The organism is Prosthecodimorpha hirschii, assembly GCF_001305515.1.
GTDB classification, from domain to species: domain Bacteria; phylum Pseudomonadota; class Alphaproteobacteria; order Rhizobiales; family Ancalomicrobiaceae; genus Prosthecodimorpha; species Prosthecodimorpha hirschii.
The window spans coordinates 2930580-2946721 of the sequence record NZ_LJYW01000001.1; the positions used below are offsets into that span (position 1 = coordinate 2930580).

Genomic DNA, 16142 nt, shown 5'->3' on the forward strand with positions numbered 1-16142 from the left:
AACTAGCTAATCCGACGCGGGCACATCCTTTGGCGATAAATCTTTCTCCCGAAGGACACATACGGTATTAGCTCAGCTTTCGCCGAGTTGTTCCGTACCAAAGGGTAGTTTCCCACGCGTTACTCACCCGTCTGCCGCTCCTCTTGCGAGGCGCTCGACTTGCATGTGTTAGGCCTGCCGCCAGCGTTCGTTCTGAGCCAGGATCAAACTCTCAGGTTTCATCAAGATTTGATCACGGCTTATTGGTCGCACATCGACGAGGTCCCAAACCTTTCTCAAGGTCTAGGTGCCAGGCCCCGAAGGGCCCGACCATCAACGTGTACCGCCGTAGTCTCATCACAAGATGCCTTCTCAGGCATCCCCGCAAGGACCACGCCGTCCACGTTTCTCTTTCTTCGATCCATCTTGTCAATGAACACGACTAAAGCACACAAGGCTCAGTCGTTGCCGGGACTTGATCCCGACTCACGCCCGTCCGGCGAACCCGTCGCGGGACCAGGCCTCCATCGTCCTTCCGGACGATCCCCTCAGGGCGTCACCCTCACGGGCAACCAGAGGCGCAATATCGTCCCCGTCTCTCTCGGGGCTGACCGCTTCCACATTGACTGAGATCGCTCTCGCCTTGCGAAGCCCGTTCCCAACCGGTCTTTCCAGACCGCCAGGACCGTCACCAGGGCGAAGCCCGCTGCCGTGTGCAGCGCCGCCGCCCTCGTTGGTGAGCCGGGTTCTAAGCCCATCACCCCGGGGTGTCAACAGCCGGCTTTCGATTTTCTTCGATTTTCCGATCCGCCTCCGCAAAACCGCGGAAAACGAAGGATCGGACGCCTGTGGATAACCGTCCGGCCGACTTTCCGGCGTGCCGCTTCCGACTTTTGCCCCATTCGCAGCCGATGACATCGGCCGAACCGGCCGTTCCCGCGACTTCGTTGACGGATTCGGCCCGAAGGTGCACTTTGACGCCCACTGTCGCGCGCTCGTCGCGGGCGGGGCCAACCGGAATCGGCCGACGGAGACGATGCACAGCCACCGGTCCATGACGGACGACGAAATCGACCTCGGCACGGAGCCTGCGCTGCGTGCCGACGGTAGCGGCACGCCGTTCGATCGTCGCAAGGTCTCGCTGCGCTGGCTGACCGGCACCGTGCTGACCGGCATGACGTCCGCCTTCCTAATGGGCGGCGCCCTGATCGTCGCGCTCGACGGCCAGCACAGCCTTGCCGCCAATCCGATCGACCAGCTGCCGTCGAGCACCGAGGCAGCGGCCGACCGCATGGTCGGCGTCCGGCGCGAAGGCGTCCTGGTCAAGGGCGACCGGCTCAAGGTGGCGTCCGACCAGTTCGCGGCGCGTCAGGTGCTCAACCTGTCGACCATGACGCGCGTCGGCGACAAGGATCTGATCCGCGTGCGCCCGTTCGTGCGCGTGTCCGCGTCTTTGACGCTGAAGCGTTCCGAGGCGCGGGCCAACATTCCCGCCTACAATCCGCTGAAGGTCTTCGCCGACACCGACATTCTGTCCGGCAAGGCCTCCGGTGCGCGCAACCCGGCCTTCTACGACGCCAAGGTCGAGGGCGAGGTGGCGCTGCGGACCCGCGACTTCCCGGCTGATTCGACCCTGTTCGACCCCGACGTGACCATGACCTCCATGGAGGTCGAGCGGATCGTGCGCGATCAGGCCCGCTTCCTGTCCGACGGCAGCGTGCAGACCGCGGCCCTGCCGATGGTGTCCGATTCCGAGCGGATCGAGGCGAGCTTCGGCAGCCCGGGCCTGGCGTCGGCCATGGCGCTGCGCATCACGCCCGAGAACGTCTCCTTCTTCGCCAAGTCGGAGGCCGAGCGCGGCGGCGCCGCGACCGGCAACGGCCTCGACGAAAAGCTGGTGCCGATCGCCAATGCCGATGCGCTGAAATCGGTGCTGAAGGAGAACCAGGCCGACGACAAGCTGACCGCCGAGATCCTGAAGGCGCTGACCCAGACCTTCCAGCTGAAGAACCTGGACGGCAACAGCCGCCTCCGGCTCGGCCTCGCCAAGATCGACCAGACCAACAAGCTGAAGCCGGTCCGCGTCTCGATCTACAATCAGGCGACCCATATCGTCACCGTCGCCCTGTCCGACGAAGGCGGCTTCGTCACCGCCCAGGAACCGGACGTGAACGAGAACGCGGTCGAGGAGGAGGAGGAAACCGTCGCCTCCGGCAGCGTGCCGAGCCTCTACGAAAGCCTCTACCAGACCGCGCTCGACAATCAGATCCCGCCGGCCAGCATCAAGGATCTGGTCAATATCTTCAGCTACGATGTCGACTTCAACGCCCGCGTCAAGCAGGGCGACAGCATGGAAGTCTTCTATTCGCTCGAAGACGAAAACGATCCGAAGTCGGTCCGCGAGATTCTGTACTGCTCGATCAGCATCAACGGCCAGTGGAAGCGTTTCTACCGCTACCGCTCGCCGGATGACGGCACGGTCGACTACTATGACGAGACCGGCAAGAGCGCGAAGAAGTTCCTGATGCGCAAGCCGATGGATGGCGGCGTGTTCCGGTCCGGCTTCGGCGGTCGCCGGCATCCGATCCTCGGCTACTACCGCATGCATACCGGCGTCGACTGGGCCGCCTCGACCGGAACGCCGATCCTGGCCTCGGGCAACGGCGTCGTCGAGGAGGCGGGCTGGAAGGGCGGTTACGGCCGCTTCGTCAAGCTCAGCCACAACAACGGCTACGGCACCGGCTACGGCCACATGTCGGGCTTCGCCAAGGGCATCGAGAAGGGCTCGCGGGTGCGCCAGGGCCAGGTGATCGGCTATGTCGGCTCGACCGGCATGTCGACCGGCCCGCATCTGCACTACGAGGTCTATATCAACCAGGTCGCCGTCGACCCGATGCGCGTGCGCCTGCCGCGCGGCAAGGAACTGTCCGGCACGATGCTGGCCGAGTTCCGCCGCGAGCGCGAGCATGTCGACCAGCTGATGAACCGCTCGGCCTCGAAGGTCGCCCAGTCGAACTGACCGGCTGGGGAGTGGTTTCGTTGCGTCGGAGCGGGACCGGCGGTTCCGCGTTCGCTTTCCGACCGTCCCCCTTGTATCTGTCGCCTGTTCCCCGGGGTGGCGCTTGAGGAGATTGCGCGAGGATCGGTTGCAACCGATCCTCGCGCGCGGCGTCCGGCTCCCGATACCCCTCAGGCTGCAACCGTGGATGAGCACAGGGACCGGCGCCATCGTCACGCACGACCGTACAGTCGCAGGATCGCGACGACGACCCCCTGTGGAGCACGCTCGGCCAGGCCTTCCGGACCATCAAGGGCGTCGCCGATCGCACCGTCGCCGTCCTCGCCGCCCTCCTGAGATCGGCACCCTCGACAACAAGGCCATATCCAAGCTGGTCGGCCTCGCACCCCTCGCCGACGACAGCGGACGACGCACCGGCCGGCGCCTCGTCCGCGGCGGCCGCAGGGACGTCCGTGACATCCTCTTCGTCGTCGCCGAGATCGTCCGACGCTTCAACGACGACTTCCGAGACTTCGCCAAAAGGTTGAAGGAAGCCGGCAAGCCCCCGAAGGTCATCCGCGTCGCCCTCGCCCACAAACTCCTCATCAGACTCAACGCAAAAGCACGCCAGGCGCGCACAGGCCTCGCTATGCCTACTTGACCCCAGACACAGTCGCTCATCCGCCCCGGCGGCTCCTTCGCCTTCGCCCCCCCAAGGGGGGAGAAGGGTAACCCGTTGATGGGTCTCGGCTAACGGCGAAAGGGCCCAGCGTTGCGCATGAGCTTCGGCCGCCGTGCGATGGGCCGGGATGGGCTCCGGCACCCGGTGAACGCGCTCAGAAGCCGCTGTAGCGGCCGGGGCGGTGGTTGATGGCGAGGACGAGGTTGAGGGCGACGACGCCCAGGATCGACAGGGCGATCCGCATCGGATCGAGCACCCAGAGGGCGGCGGCGACGACGACGGCGTCGAGCGCCATCTGCACCGTGCCGGCGCGCCAGCCGCGTGTTTCCTGCAGCCAGAGCGCCATGACGCCGAACCCGCCGAGGCTGGCCTTGTGGCGGAACAGCACCAGCATGCCGACGCCGATCTGCAGGCCGCCCATCACGGCGGCATAGACCGGGTCGACCGCGCTGATCGTGACCACGCGCGGCAACAGCGCCGTCTCCACGGAGAGGATCGCCACCGCCAGGAAGGTCCGGAGCGTGAAGGTGCGTCCGAGCGCCATCCAGGCGAAGACGTAGAAGGGCAGATTGGCGACGAAGAACACCGCCGAGAGCGGCAACCCTGTTGCATAGTGGATCAGGAAGGCGACGCCGGCGGTGCCGCCGGTGGCAAGGCCCGCCAGCTTGAACATGTGAAAACCGAGCGCGACCAGCAGCGTGCCGGTCGCCAGCGCGAAGGCGTCCTCGACGAGCCCGTGACGGCGCGGGTCGGTGTCGGCATGCGGGAGACGGTCGGCCAGGGACATGGGGATGCCTTGCGGGATCGGCGGATGGGGCGCCGGCGACGGCGTCGATGCGTCGCCCCCCGGCGCAGGCTCCATGATGTCGCAGCTTATTGTGCAGCGCAACAACGGCATGAAGGCCGAGCCGCGCGTCCAGCGCGACCCGGCGACGCGAAAGGTCAGAGCATCAGCCGGCCTGAACGGATCGGTTGAGGCTCTGCATTGCTTTGTTTGCAAAGGCTTTCTCCGATCAGAGCGGGGCGCTCCGATCGGACCTTGCGTTAGTGGTCAAAGAGTTAGTGGTTTGGATTCACGAGACGGATGGGTACCATCCGTCTCGATCAAACCACTAGAAGCCGAAGGGACGCTCGTCCGGGGATAGGGGCAGCCATGCCGGCAAGCGGCGCCTTTCAAGCCAGTAGGGGCGCCAAAGCGCGCGCCAGATCCTGGGCCGCCCGGCGTCAACCTCCGGGCTCAGCTTTCCCCAGGTATCCCTTCGGATTTGCTGAAAGCCTTCGAACCAGCCATGGACCGCCGCCAACACCTCCGGCTCGGGGCGGCGGTTGGATTTCGCCTTGACCTGATCGATGATCACGAAGGGATGGAGCGGCGTGATCTTGAAGCCGATCGTTGCCAGGCGCTCGCCGTTCCTCTGGACGCTCCAGACCCGATAGCGGCCGCCCGTGACGCGGCCGGCGAAATCCCGCACGCAGTTGTCCATGGCCGAGGCCTCCTCGATGATCGCCGCGGCGCTGAGGAGCGGGACGAATTTGAAATCGCCGACAGTGGCTGGCTGGAGCCAGGGGTCCTCCACCGGAATGGCCCCGAGATGAACCTTGGTCATGACCGTCCTTCGGAACGAACGCGCAGCAGTCACGGCCGCGTCCCAGCCGATCGTCGGCCCCCAGCGCCGATCGACGCACAGCCCGGCCTCGCTCTCCGGCCGCTGCGAGAAGAAGTGCCAAAGGGCCAGATAGGCGATGTCGTGGTCCTCGATCGGCGCGCCGGTCGGCGCCTCGCGGGCGCACCAGACGACGAAATCCGGCTCGCCCCAGCGCGCCGCCTCGGCGACCGCCTCGAACCATTGCGTCGCCGATTTGGCACGGCGCGGCAGGTGGTTGACGAGCTGACGGCGGAACAGGAGACCGTCCGGCAGGGCCGGCAGCGGCGCGCGCAACAGCGCGGGCTGCAGCGGGCGCAGCCACATCGGCACGCCGAGGTCCGCGGCGATGGCGGCGAGCGGGGCTCCGGCCAGCACCTTGTCGAGGGCCGGCCGGACATCGAGGCCGCGGCGCGGATGGGCCAGTGCGAACAGCAGTGCCGGGAAGCTGACCGCCAGATCGGCGATGCGGCCGTGCGCGGCGGCGAGCTGCCGGATCGCCGGCTGCCAACGGGTCTCGAACAAGCGGATGCGCCGCTCTGCAGCGGTCGCGGCTGTCGCCGCCGTCGCCGCCCGGGCGGGCGGGCCGGCACGAACGGGACGGTCACGGGGTTCTGCAGCTTGGTTCAGGCATGCGGGGTCGACCGGGCCCGAGGCCACGGCCGGAAGACGATCAAGGATCATGGGTCACGCGTGCGAATTTGCGCCGGAAGGCGCAGACGACAAGGCCGGATGGATCGGCGAGACCGGTGCGCTCTTCAGAGGCGGCCGGTGCCGGGGCAGTCGCGACGTACAGACATGATCGCCTCCCGAGCCTGCGTGACGTATCCGCGTCCCATACAACGAAAGGGCGCAGGGCTCAAGCCGGATGCGGACGCGAAAAGGCCCGGCAGGTGTCCCCGCCGGGCCTCAAACATCCTTCGCAGACGCCCGATGATTCAGGCCGCCTTGACCTCGCGCGCGGCGACCTGGAACAGGAGCCGGTCGGTGCCGCCGGTGACCGTGACGGTTTCGCCGTCATGGACCTCGCCGGCCAGGATCTTCTCGGCGAGCGGATCCTGCACGAAGCGCTGGATGATGCGCTTCAGCGGCCGCGCGCCATAGACCGGGTCGTAGCCCTTGTCGGCCAGCCAGGCCCGGGCGGAGGCGTCCAGATCGAGCGCGATCTGGCGGTCGGCGAGCAGCTTGGCCAGCCGGCCGAGCTGGATGTCGACGATCGCCCCCATCTCGGTCCGCTTGAGGCGGTGGAACAGGATGATCTCGTCGAGCCGGTTCAGGAATTCCGGCCGGAAATGGCCGCGCACGACGCCCATGACCAGATCGCGCACCGCGTCGACATCCTCACCCTCCTTCTGGTTGGCGAGATATTCGGCGCCGAGATTGGAAGTCATGATGATCAGCGTGTTGCGGAAATCGACGGTGCGGCCCTGGCCGTCGGTCAGCCGGCCGTCGTCGAGCACCTGCAGCAGCACGTTGAAGACATCCGAATGCGCCTTCTCGACCTCGTCGAACAGCACGACCTGATAGGGCCGGCGCCGCACGGCCTCGGTCAGCGTGCCGCCCTCCTCGTAGCCGACATAGCCGGGCGGCGCGCCGATCAGCCGGGCCACGGAGTGCTTCTCCATGAATTCCGACATGTCGATGCGCACCATCGCCTGCTCGTCGTCGAACAGATAGGCGGCGAGCGCCTTGGTCAGCTCGGTCTTGCCGACGCCGGTCGGGCCGAGGAACATGAACGAGCCGATCGGCCGGTTCGGATCCTGCAGTCCGGCACGGGCGCGGCGCACCGCGGTCGAGACGGCATGGACGGCCTCCAGCTGGCCGACGACGCGCTTGCCGAGTTCGTCCTCCATGCGCAGGAGCTTCTCGCGCTCGCCCTCCAGCATCTTGTCGACCGGAACGCCGGTCCAGCGCGAGACGACGGCCGCGATGTTGTCCGCCGTCACCTCCTCCTGGACCATGGCGGTGGCCGACTTGACCTCGGCCTCCTTCAGCTTCTTCTCGAGATCCGGGATCACCCCATAGGCGAGCTCGCCCGCCTTGGCCCAGTCGCCGCGGCGCTGCGCCTGCTCCAGTTCGAGGCGGGACTGGTCGAGGCTTTCCTTGATCTTGGTCGCCGACTGCAGCTTCTCCTTCTCGCCCTGCCAGCGCGCCGTGAAGGCGGCAGATTCCTCCTCGAGGCCCGCCAGTTCCTTTTCCAGCTTGCCGAGCCGGTCGCGCGAGGCCGGGTCGCTTTCGCGCTTCAGGGCTTCGCGCTCGATCTTCAGCTGCACGATGCGGCGATCGAGTTCGTCGAGTTCCTCCGGCTTGGAATCGACCTGCATGCGCAGGCGCGCGCCGGCCTCGTCGACCAGATCGATCGCCTTGTCGGGCAGGAAGCGGTCGGTGATGTAGCGGTTCGACAGGGTCGCGGCGGCGACGATCGCGCTGTCCGTGATGCGGACGCCGTGATGCAGCTCGTATTTCTCCTTCAAGCCGCGCAGGATCGAGATGGTGTCCTCGACGGTCGGCTCGGACACGAAGACCGGCTGGAAGCGCCGGGCGAGCGCCGCGTCCTTCTCGACATGCTTGCGGTATTCGTCGAGCGTGGTGGCGCCGACGCAATGCAGTTCGCCGCGGGCAAGCGCGGGCTTCAGCAGGTTGGAGGCGTCCATCGCCCCTTCCGACTTGCCGGCGCCGACCAGCGTGTGCATCTCGTCGATGAACAGGATGATGCCGCCATCGGCCGAGGTGACCTCCTGCAGGACGCCCTTCAGCCGCTCCTCGAACTCGCCGCGATATTTCGCGCCGGCGATCAGGGCGCCCATGTCGAGCGCCATCAGCTTCTTGTCCTTGAGGCTTTCCGGCACGTCGCCATTGACGATGCGGATCGCCAGGCCCTCGACGATGGCGGTCTTGCCGACGCCGGGTTCGCCGATCAGCACCGGGTTGTTCTTGGTGCGCCGGGACAGGACCTGGATGGTGCGGCGGATCTCCTCGTCGCGGCCGATCACCGGGTCGAGCTTGCCGTCGCGGGCGGCCTGGGTCAGGTCGCGCGCATAGCGCTTCAGCGCGTCATACTGGTTCTCCGCCGAGGCGCTGTCGGCGGTGCGGCCCTTGCGCAGGTCGTTGATGACGGTGTTGAGCGCATTCGGCGTGACGCCGGCCTGGGCCAGGATGCGGCCGGCCTCGGTCTCCTTCTCGGTCGAAAGCGCCAGCAGCAGACGCTCGACCGTCAGGAAGGCGTCGCCGGCCTTCTCGGCCATCTTCTCGGCGGTCTCGAAGACGCGCGCGGTCGGCTGGGCGAGATAGATCTGCGCATTGCCGCCGGAAACCCGCGGCAGCTTTTCGAGCGCCTTCTCGGTCGCCGCGAGCGCATCGCGCGAACGGCCGCCGGCCCGGTCGATCAGGCCGGCCGCAAGGCCTTCCGGATCGTCGAGCAGGACTTTCAGGATATGCTCGGGAAGGAACTGCTGGTGACCCCGCGACAGCGCCATGGTCTGCGCCGACTGCAGGAAGCCGCGAACGCGGTCGGAATATTTCTCAGGATTCATGCCTGACCCCCTCTTCGCCCGCGAGGACCGTCCGAAGCCCGGTGCCCCGCGTCACGGGTGACTGGATTGGCCACGAGAATGCGCCATCGGGGCCGCATCGCCGTGACCGTCGGACCGGATATAGGGAGCCGCCCGGGCGCCCGGAAGGGGTTGCCGGATCAGGAGCTTTACGATGGCGGCCGCACGCCGCCCCGGGGGCGGACTTTCGGGCAGGCGTGGGGGCCGGCGCGGGCAGCGAACGACGGTCGCCGATGCCCTGATGCTTGACAAAAGCAATCATATCGACAGGATCGATGCGAGGACCGAACCGCCCGAGCAGGAGCCCGCCACCGATGACCGCGCCCGTCGCGCCTGAGCAGATCGAAGCCTTTCGCCGCTTCTCCCGCTTCTATACCGCCCGCATCGGCGCCTTGTCGGAGGGGCTGCACGGCAGTCCGCTATCCCTGCCGGAAGCGCGGGTCTTCTACGAAATCGGCGTCGCCGGCACGACCACGGCCGGCCCGATCGCCGAGGCGCTCGGTCTCGACGCCGGCTATCTGAGCCGGCTGCTCAAGGGGTTGGAAGAGCGCGGCTTCGTCGAGCGCCGGCCGGATCCGGCCGACGGGCGCCGGCAGATCCTCGCCCACAAGCCGTCCGCACAGCCGGTCTTCGACGCCATCCAGGCGGCGGCGCGCCGCGAGATCGGCGAAATGCTGGACGGCCTCGGAACCGGCGAACGCGACGACCTGGTCGCCGCGATGGGGCGGGTCGAAGCCTTGCTGGCGCCGACGCGACCGGAACCGCAGATCACGCTGCGCCCGCACCGGGCCGGCGACATGGGCTGGATCCTGCAAGCCCATGGCGAGATCTACACCCGCGACTACGGCTGGACGCCGCTGTTCGAGGCGCTGGTCGCCGAGATCCTGGCGAAGTTCCTGCGCGATTTCGATCCGGCCTCCGAGCATTGCTGGATCGCCGAGATGGACGGCCGCCGCGTCGGCTCGGTGTTCATCGTGCGGGCCGATGCCGAAACCGCCAAGCTGCGCCTGCTGCTGGTCCACCCGGAAGCCCGCGGGCACGGCCTCGGCCGCCGGCTGGTCGACGAGGCGATCGCCTTCTCGCGCGCCCGCGGCTACCGGCGCCTGATCCTGTGGACCAACGACCCGCTGGTCGCCGCCCGCCACATCTACGAGAAGGCCGGCTTCCGCCTGGTCGAAGAGAGCCGCCACGCCGATTTCGGCCCCGAAATGACCGGCCAGAACTGGGTGCTCGACCTCGCCTGACGCGAAGCGATCAGGCGGCGTGGCCGACTTCGATCTTCAGGTCGGATTTCAGGGCCGCGAAGGCGGCGTCGAACTGATCCACGCGGGAGGCATGGTCGACCCGGAACAGCCGGTCGACCTGCTCGCGGTGCCAATCCAGGCGGCGCGCAAGCTCCGCCCGGCTGACGCCGGCATCGCGGCAGGCGCGGAACAGCAGCACCTTCATCTCGGTCAGCAGCGGCAGGCGGACCGACGACACCTTGCGACCCGAGACGCCGCGATCGACCGAGCCGTCCGGCAGCGGCACCGCGTCCCAGCGGGCCAGCCGCGCGCCGATCGCCTCCTCGATGGCCTCTTGTGCATGACGCCACGCCTCCGTCTCGCTCTCGCCGAAGGTGGTGACTTCGGGCAGCAGCGGACAGGTCACCAGGAGGGTGCCGTTGTCGTCTGGCGTGAGTTCGATCGGATAGTCGAGCATCACTTCAACCCCAAATCCTTCAGGATCTTGTTGACGAGCCCGGTGCCCAGCTCCTTGCCCCGGCTATGCATCGGCAACTGACTGACCCGGTCGCCCAGCCGGACGGTGACATGGCCCGCCCCGCCCTTGTGGGTCTCGAAAGTGCATCCCCGCTGGGCGAGGAAGCGTCTGAGCTCGCTCGCATTCATGGGTCAGGCTAGTTGCAACCCGGCGGAAATGTCAACACTTCTGTGGAGACGCTATCGATCCCTAGCTCCGCTCGGTCAGGCCGTACCAGAGATAGGCGGCCTTGAGCGCGAGCTTGCGGACGGACGGGGCGAACAGGTTCATCGGCAGGCCGCGATAGGGCGCCGGCAGGTCGAGCATGCCGCCGGAGCGCATGGCGACCGCGTGGGCCAGCACCTGGCCGGCCCAGGGGGCGGTGTTGACGCCGTTGCCGTGCCAGCCGAAGCCGTAGAGCACCGTCGGGTCGGACGGCAGCCGGCCGATCGCCGGCGTGCGGCGCGCCGTCAGGCAGACGAGGCCGTTCCAGAAATGGGTCGTCTCGATGCCCTTCCAGCTCGGAAAGACCTCGCCCAGCCGCCGTTCCAGCCAGGCCCGCATGGCCTTGTCCTCGCGCGGCGAGCCGGACGTGCCGCCGCGGGCGCCGAACAGGAAGCGCCGGTCCGGCAGCAGGCGGTAGTAGAACAGCAGACTGCGGGTATTGGCGACCGGGCAGACGGTGCGCCAGCCCTCCGCCGCCAGTTCGTCCTCGGTCAGCGGCCGGGTCACGACGATGTTGGAGAGTGCCGGGATGGTGCGGTTGGCGAGCGCCGGCTGCAGGTCGTCGGGCGTATAGCTGTTGGTGGCGACGATCACGCTGCGCGCGGAGACCTGGCCGTCCGGCGTCTCCAGGATATGGCGGCCTCGATCCTTGGCCCAGGACAGGACCGGGCTGTCGGCATGGACGACCGCGCCGTGCCGGCGCGCCGCGGCCTCCAGGCCGAGCAGGAATTTCAGCGGATTGAGCCCGAAGCCGCCGCGCAGGCGCAGGGCGCCGTGCTGCTCGGTGCCGCCATGGCCGATCTGGTCGAAGGCCCAGCGGCCGAGAAACGCGGCGTCGAGACCGAAGCGGTGGCGATAGATTTCCGCGGTCCGCTGCAGGCCGGCGACGGCCGATGGCGCGTGAGCCACGTCGTAGGTCGCGTCCCCCTGCGGCTCAGCCTCGATCCGCTCCTCGCTGAGGAGCCGCCGGACCAGTTCGATGGCATCGGCCTGGCTGCGGAAGAAGCCGTAGGCATCGGCCTCGCCGTAGCGGGCGATGATCTCCTCGGCCGAGGCCTTGGCGGCCGGCAGGGTAACGAAGCCGCCGTTGCGCGCCGAGGCACCCCAGCCGATCGGAGCGGCATCGAGCACCACCGCCTCGATGCCGTAGTCGCGCGCCAGATGCAGGGCCGCCGACAGGCCCGCATAGCCGCCGCCGATGACCGCGACCTCGGTGCGGATCGAGGTGCCGAGCCGGTTCGGCACCGGCAGCGCGACGCCCTCCGACCAGATCGTGCGCGGCAGCACGTCGGTCTCGTAGACCTGGGGATGGAACAGGGCGGGATACATCGGCGGCGCCCTCCGGCGAGGGCGGCACCCTACCCCGCCCGGCCCGGAACTCAAGTGCGACGGAAGGCCTTGGGGTGACGCTGCCCGTTCGTACCGGCGCCCGCCTTGACGGGGCAGGCCGGGGCCCGTACCCGGACGGATCGAAACTCGGGAGCCGCCCCATGGAGATCCGCGTCGCCGGCCTCTACCGCTATCCGGTCAAGGGCTTCTCGCCCGAAGCGCTCGACCGCACCGATCTCGCCCCCGGCATGACCGTGCCGTGGGATCGCGCCTTCGCGGTCGAGAACGGCGCCTCTGGCTTCGATCCGGCAAGCCCGAGCTATTTCCCCAAGATCCGCTTCCTGATGCTGATGAAGAATGCCGGCGTGGCGCGGCTCAGCACCCGTTTCGATCCCGAGAGCCGGCATTTCACCATCCTGGAGGACGGCGTCCTGCAGGCCGAAGGCCGGCTCGATACGCCGGACGGCCGTGCGGCCGTCGAAACGTTCCTGGCCGGGCGCTTCGCGGACGAGCTGCGCGGGGCGCCGCGCATCCTGGCGGCTCCGGGCCACAGCTTCTCGGACGTCGCCGCCAAGGTGCTGCACCTCGTCAATCTGGACAGCCTGCGCGACCTGGAGCGCCAGCTCGGCCGGCCGGTCGACCCCTTGCGCTTCCGCGCCAATCTCTATGTCGAAGGCCTGCCGGCCTGGTCGGAATTCGATCTGGTCGGCCGGACCATCGCCGGCCCGGGCGTCGCCTTCGAGGGCGTCAAGCGGACAGAGCGCTGCGCGGCCACCAATGTCGACCCGACGACCGGCGAGCGCGACATGACCCTCCCACGCAGCCTGATGGGCCTCTACGGCCATACCGATTTCGGCATCTATGTCCGCGTCACGCGCGGCGGCGCGCTGTCGGTCGGCGACAGGCTGGCGGCGGACCTGCCGCAGCGGACCGGCGACCTGCCGTTCTGAGCGGACGGACCACAACGTCCCGTGCGGGCCCGTGTGGGCCCGTGCGGTATCGACCGGCCGGCCACGATCGTGGTGCCGGCGGCCCAAGGCCCGGCATGGGGCGGGACCGAAAACGAACGGGGCCCGGATCGTGCGATCCGGGCCCCGTCTCATGTCGAACTTCGCTGTGCGCGAAAGGGTCAGTCGTCGGCCCCGGTCGGCTCGGGCGCCGCTTCCACGGCGACGGCCTTGCGGGTCCGCGTGCGCGGCGCCGCCGGAGCGGCGGCGGGTGTCGCCTCGGCGGCCGGAGCCGCAGCGGCGGCGCGGGGGCGGCGCTTCTTGACCGGCGCTTCCGCTTCGCGCGGCGCCCCGGTGATGAAGGGCGGCAGATCGCTGACCGGCTCGACCGCCGGCGCCGACACGACCGGAGCCACGGCCACCGGAGCGGCCACGACCGGAGCCGCCACGGGCTCGATCGCCCGTTCCTCGATCACCGGCTGCTCGTGACGCTCGGCGCGCGGCTCGTAGGCCGGTTCCGGGCGGCGCTCGGCGCGCGGTTCGCGATAGTCGCGCGGCTCGCGGTTCTCGCGCGGCTCGCGGTCGCCCCGGAATTCGCGCGGCTCCCGGTTCTCGCGCGGCGGACGGCCTTCGCGATCCTCGAAGCGCGGTTCGTAGGGGCGCTGCTGGCCACGGTCCGGCCGATCCTGCCGCTCGTAGCGGCCTTCCGGACGCTCGCCGCGCATGTCGGGACCGCGCTCGGCGCGCTGGTCGGGACCCCGCTCGCCGCGCTGATCCGGACCGCGCTCGCCGCGCATGTCCGGGCCACGCTCGCCGCGCTGATCGGGGCCGCGATCGTTGCGATCGCGATACGGACGGCCGCTGCCATTGTGGCGCTGGCGGTCGCCGAACCGGTCCCGGTTGCCGTCGCGATCGCGCCCGTCCCGCTCGCGGCCGTCGCGGTCGCGATTGCCGTCGCGCATCTCGCGCGGCTGGTAGGGCGCCCGCTCCGGCAGCACCGGCTGCGGCTGGGACGCGAGATCCTCGACATAGGGTTGCGGCTGCTCGATCACGGCCGGCGTCGGACGGAAGTCCGCGCTGGTATCCACGTCATCCTCGTAGTCCTCGTCCTCGGACTGGATGTCGGTGCGCATGATCGTGATCGGCTGCTGCAGCTGCGCCTGCGCGGCTGCAATGATCCGATAGTAGTGCTCGGCGTGCTGCATGTAGTTTTCGGCCAGCACCCGGTCGCCACTTGCCGATGCGTCGCGCGACAGCGCGACATACTTTTCGGCGATATGCAGAGCCGTGCCACGGACCTTCACGTCCGGACCGTTGGACTCATAGCTCCGCGTCAGCGGGTTGGGGCCTTTGCGGTTGCTGTTGTTGCTATTGTTGCCCCGCCCCCGCATCCTCTGCTTTGGATTTCCTTGTCTCATCTGACCGTGGTCTCGTCCGGGAACTGAGAGTAGGGTCCCGCCGCCCGCATGAGATCTCGCAAATGTTCCGAGATCGGACGGGATGGACCAAGCCGCCACGCGAGGGTCGGCCGGGCCTTACGGGTACGACTTTCGGCAGGCGCATCGGCCGGCCATTCCATCCGCCGCTTCGCAGCTCTCGCGATCCTGGCCATCGCACAGGCGACACCAGGAATTGCGATCGTTCGATCCGCGGTCGGCCTTGTCATGATCGGCGCTCTGCCGATCGCTTCTTTCGCCGCCGGCCGGTGCCATGGCCGAAACGTCGATCCGATATCGATACGATGCCTCCGGCGACCGAAATCCGGTGACCCGAGGCCAGCCGGTGCGAGACGAGCATCCATGACGGAACGCGTCCCGGAAGCAGTCCGAACCTGGGCATATCTTTCGACGAGATCCGGTCGATCCACTTCGGTCGATCCAACGGCGACCTGCGCTCTACACACCGCTTACGGAGCATGTCCCTCGCTGCACCCCCGAGAAACCTTCAGAAGAGGCAGCCCGGAAAGTCGCTGATCCGTAGAGAATGCGGTGAACCGTTCGCCGGTGTTGCGTATCGGCGCGAGTGAACCTAGCGGCTCCCGCGTGATTTTCCAAGGGCTATTTTCAACGCCATGGCCGGAAATCCGGCCGTTTCCAGCGAGATGCGACCGCCATTCGGCCGACGCAACGGCGCGGGACCCGTCACGCCGCGAACCCGACGACGACGCGGTCGTTTCCACCCGCATCCGCAACGACCGTGATTCGGGTCAGGCCGGCCCGCGCGAACAGATCCGGCACGCTGCGGCCCTGGTCGTAGCCGATCTCGACCGCAAGCGCCGCACCCGGGACCAGGGACGCCGCCGCGCGAGCCACCAGAGCGCGATAGGCGTCGAGCCCGTCCTCGCCGCCGTCGAGCGCCAGAAGCGGATCGTGCAATCGGACCTCGGGTGCCAGGCCGGCGATCACCGCGCGCACGATATAGGGCGGGTTCGAGACGATCAGGTCGAAGCGGCACGGCGCGAGGGCGTCGGCGAACGACCCGCGCACCAGGGCGGCGCGGCCGGCGAGACCGAGCACGGCGAGATTGCCGGCCGCGACCGCCAGGGCGCCTGCCGCCAGATCGGTGCCGATGCCGAAGGCCCCGGGACAGTCCGTCAGGATCGCGGCCAGGACGGCGCCGGAGCCGGTGCCGAGATCGGCGACGACCGGCGCCGGGGTGCCGGACCGCCGCAGCAGATCGAGCGCGACGGCGACCAGCGTCTCGGTATCCGGGCGCGGCACCAGGGTGTCGGGTCCGAGCCGGAACGGCAGGCCCCAGAACTCCTGCTCGCCGAACAGCCGCGCGACCGGCACCCCGGCGATCCGACGACCCGCCAGCTCGGCCAGCGCAACCGCTTCCGCCGCGGTGAGGGGCCGGTCCGCGGCGCGGATCAGGCCGGTCAGATCGAGATCGAGCAGACCGCGGGCGATCAGACGGGCATCGAGATCCGGCGTCTCCAGCCCCGCCGCCGCGAAGGCCCGACGCAGGGCCAGCACCGCCGCATCGAGACGCATCCCGGCCGCGACCTCGACCGGCGGAGCGGCGGGAGCGGCGTCGCCGGACACGGAC

The 16142-nt window shown here is 68.6% G+C and carries 11 protein-coding genes and 1 pseudogene; 4 read left to right on the plus strand and 8 right to left on the minus strand.

Translation table 11 applies throughout. The annotated features are described in order from the left end of the window. Positions 1-1033 precede the first annotated feature (1033 nt). Positions 1034-2998, plus strand: a complete 1965-nt coding sequence (locus tag ABB55_RS12800) for a M23 family metallopeptidase (RefSeq protein WP_152982027.1) — start codon at positions 1034-1036, stop codon at positions 2996-2998. A 248-nt stretch (positions 2999-3246) separates the two neighbouring features. Beyond that, a pseudogene (locus ABB55_RS28905) lies at positions 3247-3638 on the plus strand (transposase); the annotation flags it as partial. Positions 3639-3813: 175 nt separating this feature from the next. On the opposite strand, the gene ABB55_RS12805 reads toward ABB55_RS28905, so the two are convergent. From ABB55_RS12805 to clpB, 3 genes are all read right to left on the minus strand, one after another. Further along, the gene (locus ABB55_RS12805; RefSeq protein WP_054359151.1) at positions 3814-4446 is read right to left on the minus strand and encodes a YitT family protein; all 633 of its coding nucleotides are present in this window, start codon (positions 4444-4446) and stop codon (positions 3814-3816) included. Between the two features lie 325 nt (positions 4447-4771). Further along, positions 4772-5827 carry a PcfJ domain-containing protein gene (locus tag ABB55_RS12810; protein ID WP_054359152.1) on the minus strand — a complete coding sequence of 352 codons (1056 nt, stop codon included), beginning with the start codon at positions 5825-5827 and terminating at the stop codon, positions 4772-4774. 413 nt (positions 5828-6240) lie between these two features. Then, positions 6241-8835, minus strand: coding sequence for an ATP-dependent chaperone ClpB (clpB, locus tag ABB55_RS12815; protein ID WP_054359153.1), 2595 nt, complete (start codon positions 8833-8835; stop codon positions 6241-6243). A gap of 332 nt (positions 8836-9167) precedes the next feature. On the opposite strand from clpB, the gene ABB55_RS12820 reads away from it, so the two are divergent. After that, positions 9168-10097 (plus strand): bifunctional helix-turn-helix transcriptional regulator/GNAT family N-acetyltransferase, encoded by a 930-nt coding sequence (locus ABB55_RS12820; RefSeq protein WP_054359154.1) that lies wholly within the window; start codon positions 9168-9170, stop codon positions 10095-10097. Between the two features lie 10 nt (positions 10098-10107). Here the strand turns inward: ABB55_RS12820 and ABB55_RS12825 are convergent, their stop codons facing one another. The 3 genes from ABB55_RS12825 to ABB55_RS12835 form a co-directional block, all read right to left on the minus strand. Further along, the gene (locus ABB55_RS12825; protein ID WP_054359155.1) at positions 10108-10554 is read right to left on the minus strand and encodes a type II toxin-antitoxin system HicB family antitoxin; all 447 of its coding nucleotides are present in this window, start codon (positions 10552-10554) and stop codon (positions 10108-10110) included. Then, complete coding sequence (locus ABB55_RS12830; RefSeq protein WP_054359156.1) at positions 10554-10742, minus strand: type II toxin-antitoxin system HicA family toxin; 189 nt, start codon at positions 10740-10742, stop codon at positions 10554-10556. The genes ABB55_RS12825 and ABB55_RS12830 overlap by 1 nt, the downstream gene beginning before the upstream one ends. Positions 10743-10803: 61 nt before the next feature. Then, positions 10804-12147, minus strand: a complete 1344-nt coding sequence (locus ABB55_RS12835; RefSeq protein ID WP_054359157.1) for an NAD(P)/FAD-dependent oxidoreductase — start codon at positions 12145-12147, stop codon at positions 10804-10806. Positions 12148-12308: 161 nt separating this feature from the next. On the opposite strand from ABB55_RS12835, the gene ABB55_RS12840 reads away from it, so the two are divergent. Continuing rightward, positions 12309-13097 carry an MOSC domain-containing protein gene (locus ABB55_RS12840; RefSeq protein ID WP_054359158.1) on the plus strand — a complete coding sequence of 263 codons (789 nt, stop codon included), beginning with the start codon at positions 12309-12311 and terminating at the stop codon, positions 13095-13097. Positions 13098-13276: 179 nt separating this feature from the next. Here the strand turns inward: ABB55_RS12840 and ABB55_RS12845 are convergent, their stop codons facing one another. Together ABB55_RS12845 and prmC are read right to left on the minus strand one after the other, a co-directional pair. After that, positions 13277-14512 (minus strand): DUF4167 domain-containing protein, encoded by a 1236-nt coding sequence (locus ABB55_RS12845; protein WP_083463578.1) that lies wholly within the window; start codon positions 14510-14512, stop codon positions 13277-13279. A 723-nt stretch (positions 14513-15235) separates the two neighbouring features. Then, positions 15236-16138, minus strand: coding sequence for a peptide chain release factor N(5)-glutamine methyltransferase (prmC, locus tag ABB55_RS12850; RefSeq protein ID WP_244472031.1), 903 nt, complete (start codon positions 16136-16138; stop codon positions 15236-15238). Between the last annotated feature and the right edge of the window lie 4 nt (positions 16139-16142).

What these genes read in the sequence shown, in the direction of transcription:
- ABB55_RS12800 (WP_152982027.1), top strand. Translation starts at nt 1,034, where the DNA reads ATGACGGACGACGAAATCGACCTCGGCACGGAGCCTGCGCTGCGTGCC.
- ABB55_RS12805 (WP_054359151.1), bottom strand. Translation starts at nt 4,446, where the DNA reads ATGTCCCTGGCCGACCGTCTCCCGCATGCCGACACCGACCCGCGCCGT.
- clpB (WP_054359153.1), bottom strand. Translation starts at nt 8,835, where the DNA reads ATGAATCCTGAGAAATATTCCGACCGCGTTCGCGGCTTCCTGCAGTCG.
- ABB55_RS12820 (WP_054359154.1), top strand. Translation starts at nt 9,168, where the DNA reads ATGACCGCGCCCGTCGCGCCTGAGCAGATCGAAGCCTTTCGCCGCTTC.
- ABB55_RS12825 (WP_054359155.1), bottom strand. Translation starts at nt 10,554, where the DNA reads ATGCTCGACTATCCGATCGAACTCACGCCAGACGACAACGGCACCCTC.
- ABB55_RS12830 (WP_054359156.1), bottom strand. Translation starts at nt 10,742, where the DNA reads ATGAATGCGAGCGAGCTCAGACGCTTCCTCGCCCAGCGGGGATGCACT.
- ABB55_RS12835 (WP_054359157.1), bottom strand. Translation starts at nt 12,147, where the DNA reads ATGTATCCCGCCCTGTTCCATCCCCAGGTCTACGAGACCGACGTGCTG.
- ABB55_RS12840 (WP_054359158.1), top strand. Translation starts at nt 12,309, where the DNA reads ATGGAGATCCGCGTCGCCGGCCTCTACCGCTATCCGGTCAAGGGCTTC.
- ABB55_RS12845 (WP_083463578.1), bottom strand. Translation starts at nt 14,512, where the DNA reads ATGAGACAAGGAAATCCAAAGCAGAGGATGCGGGGGCGGGGCAACAAT.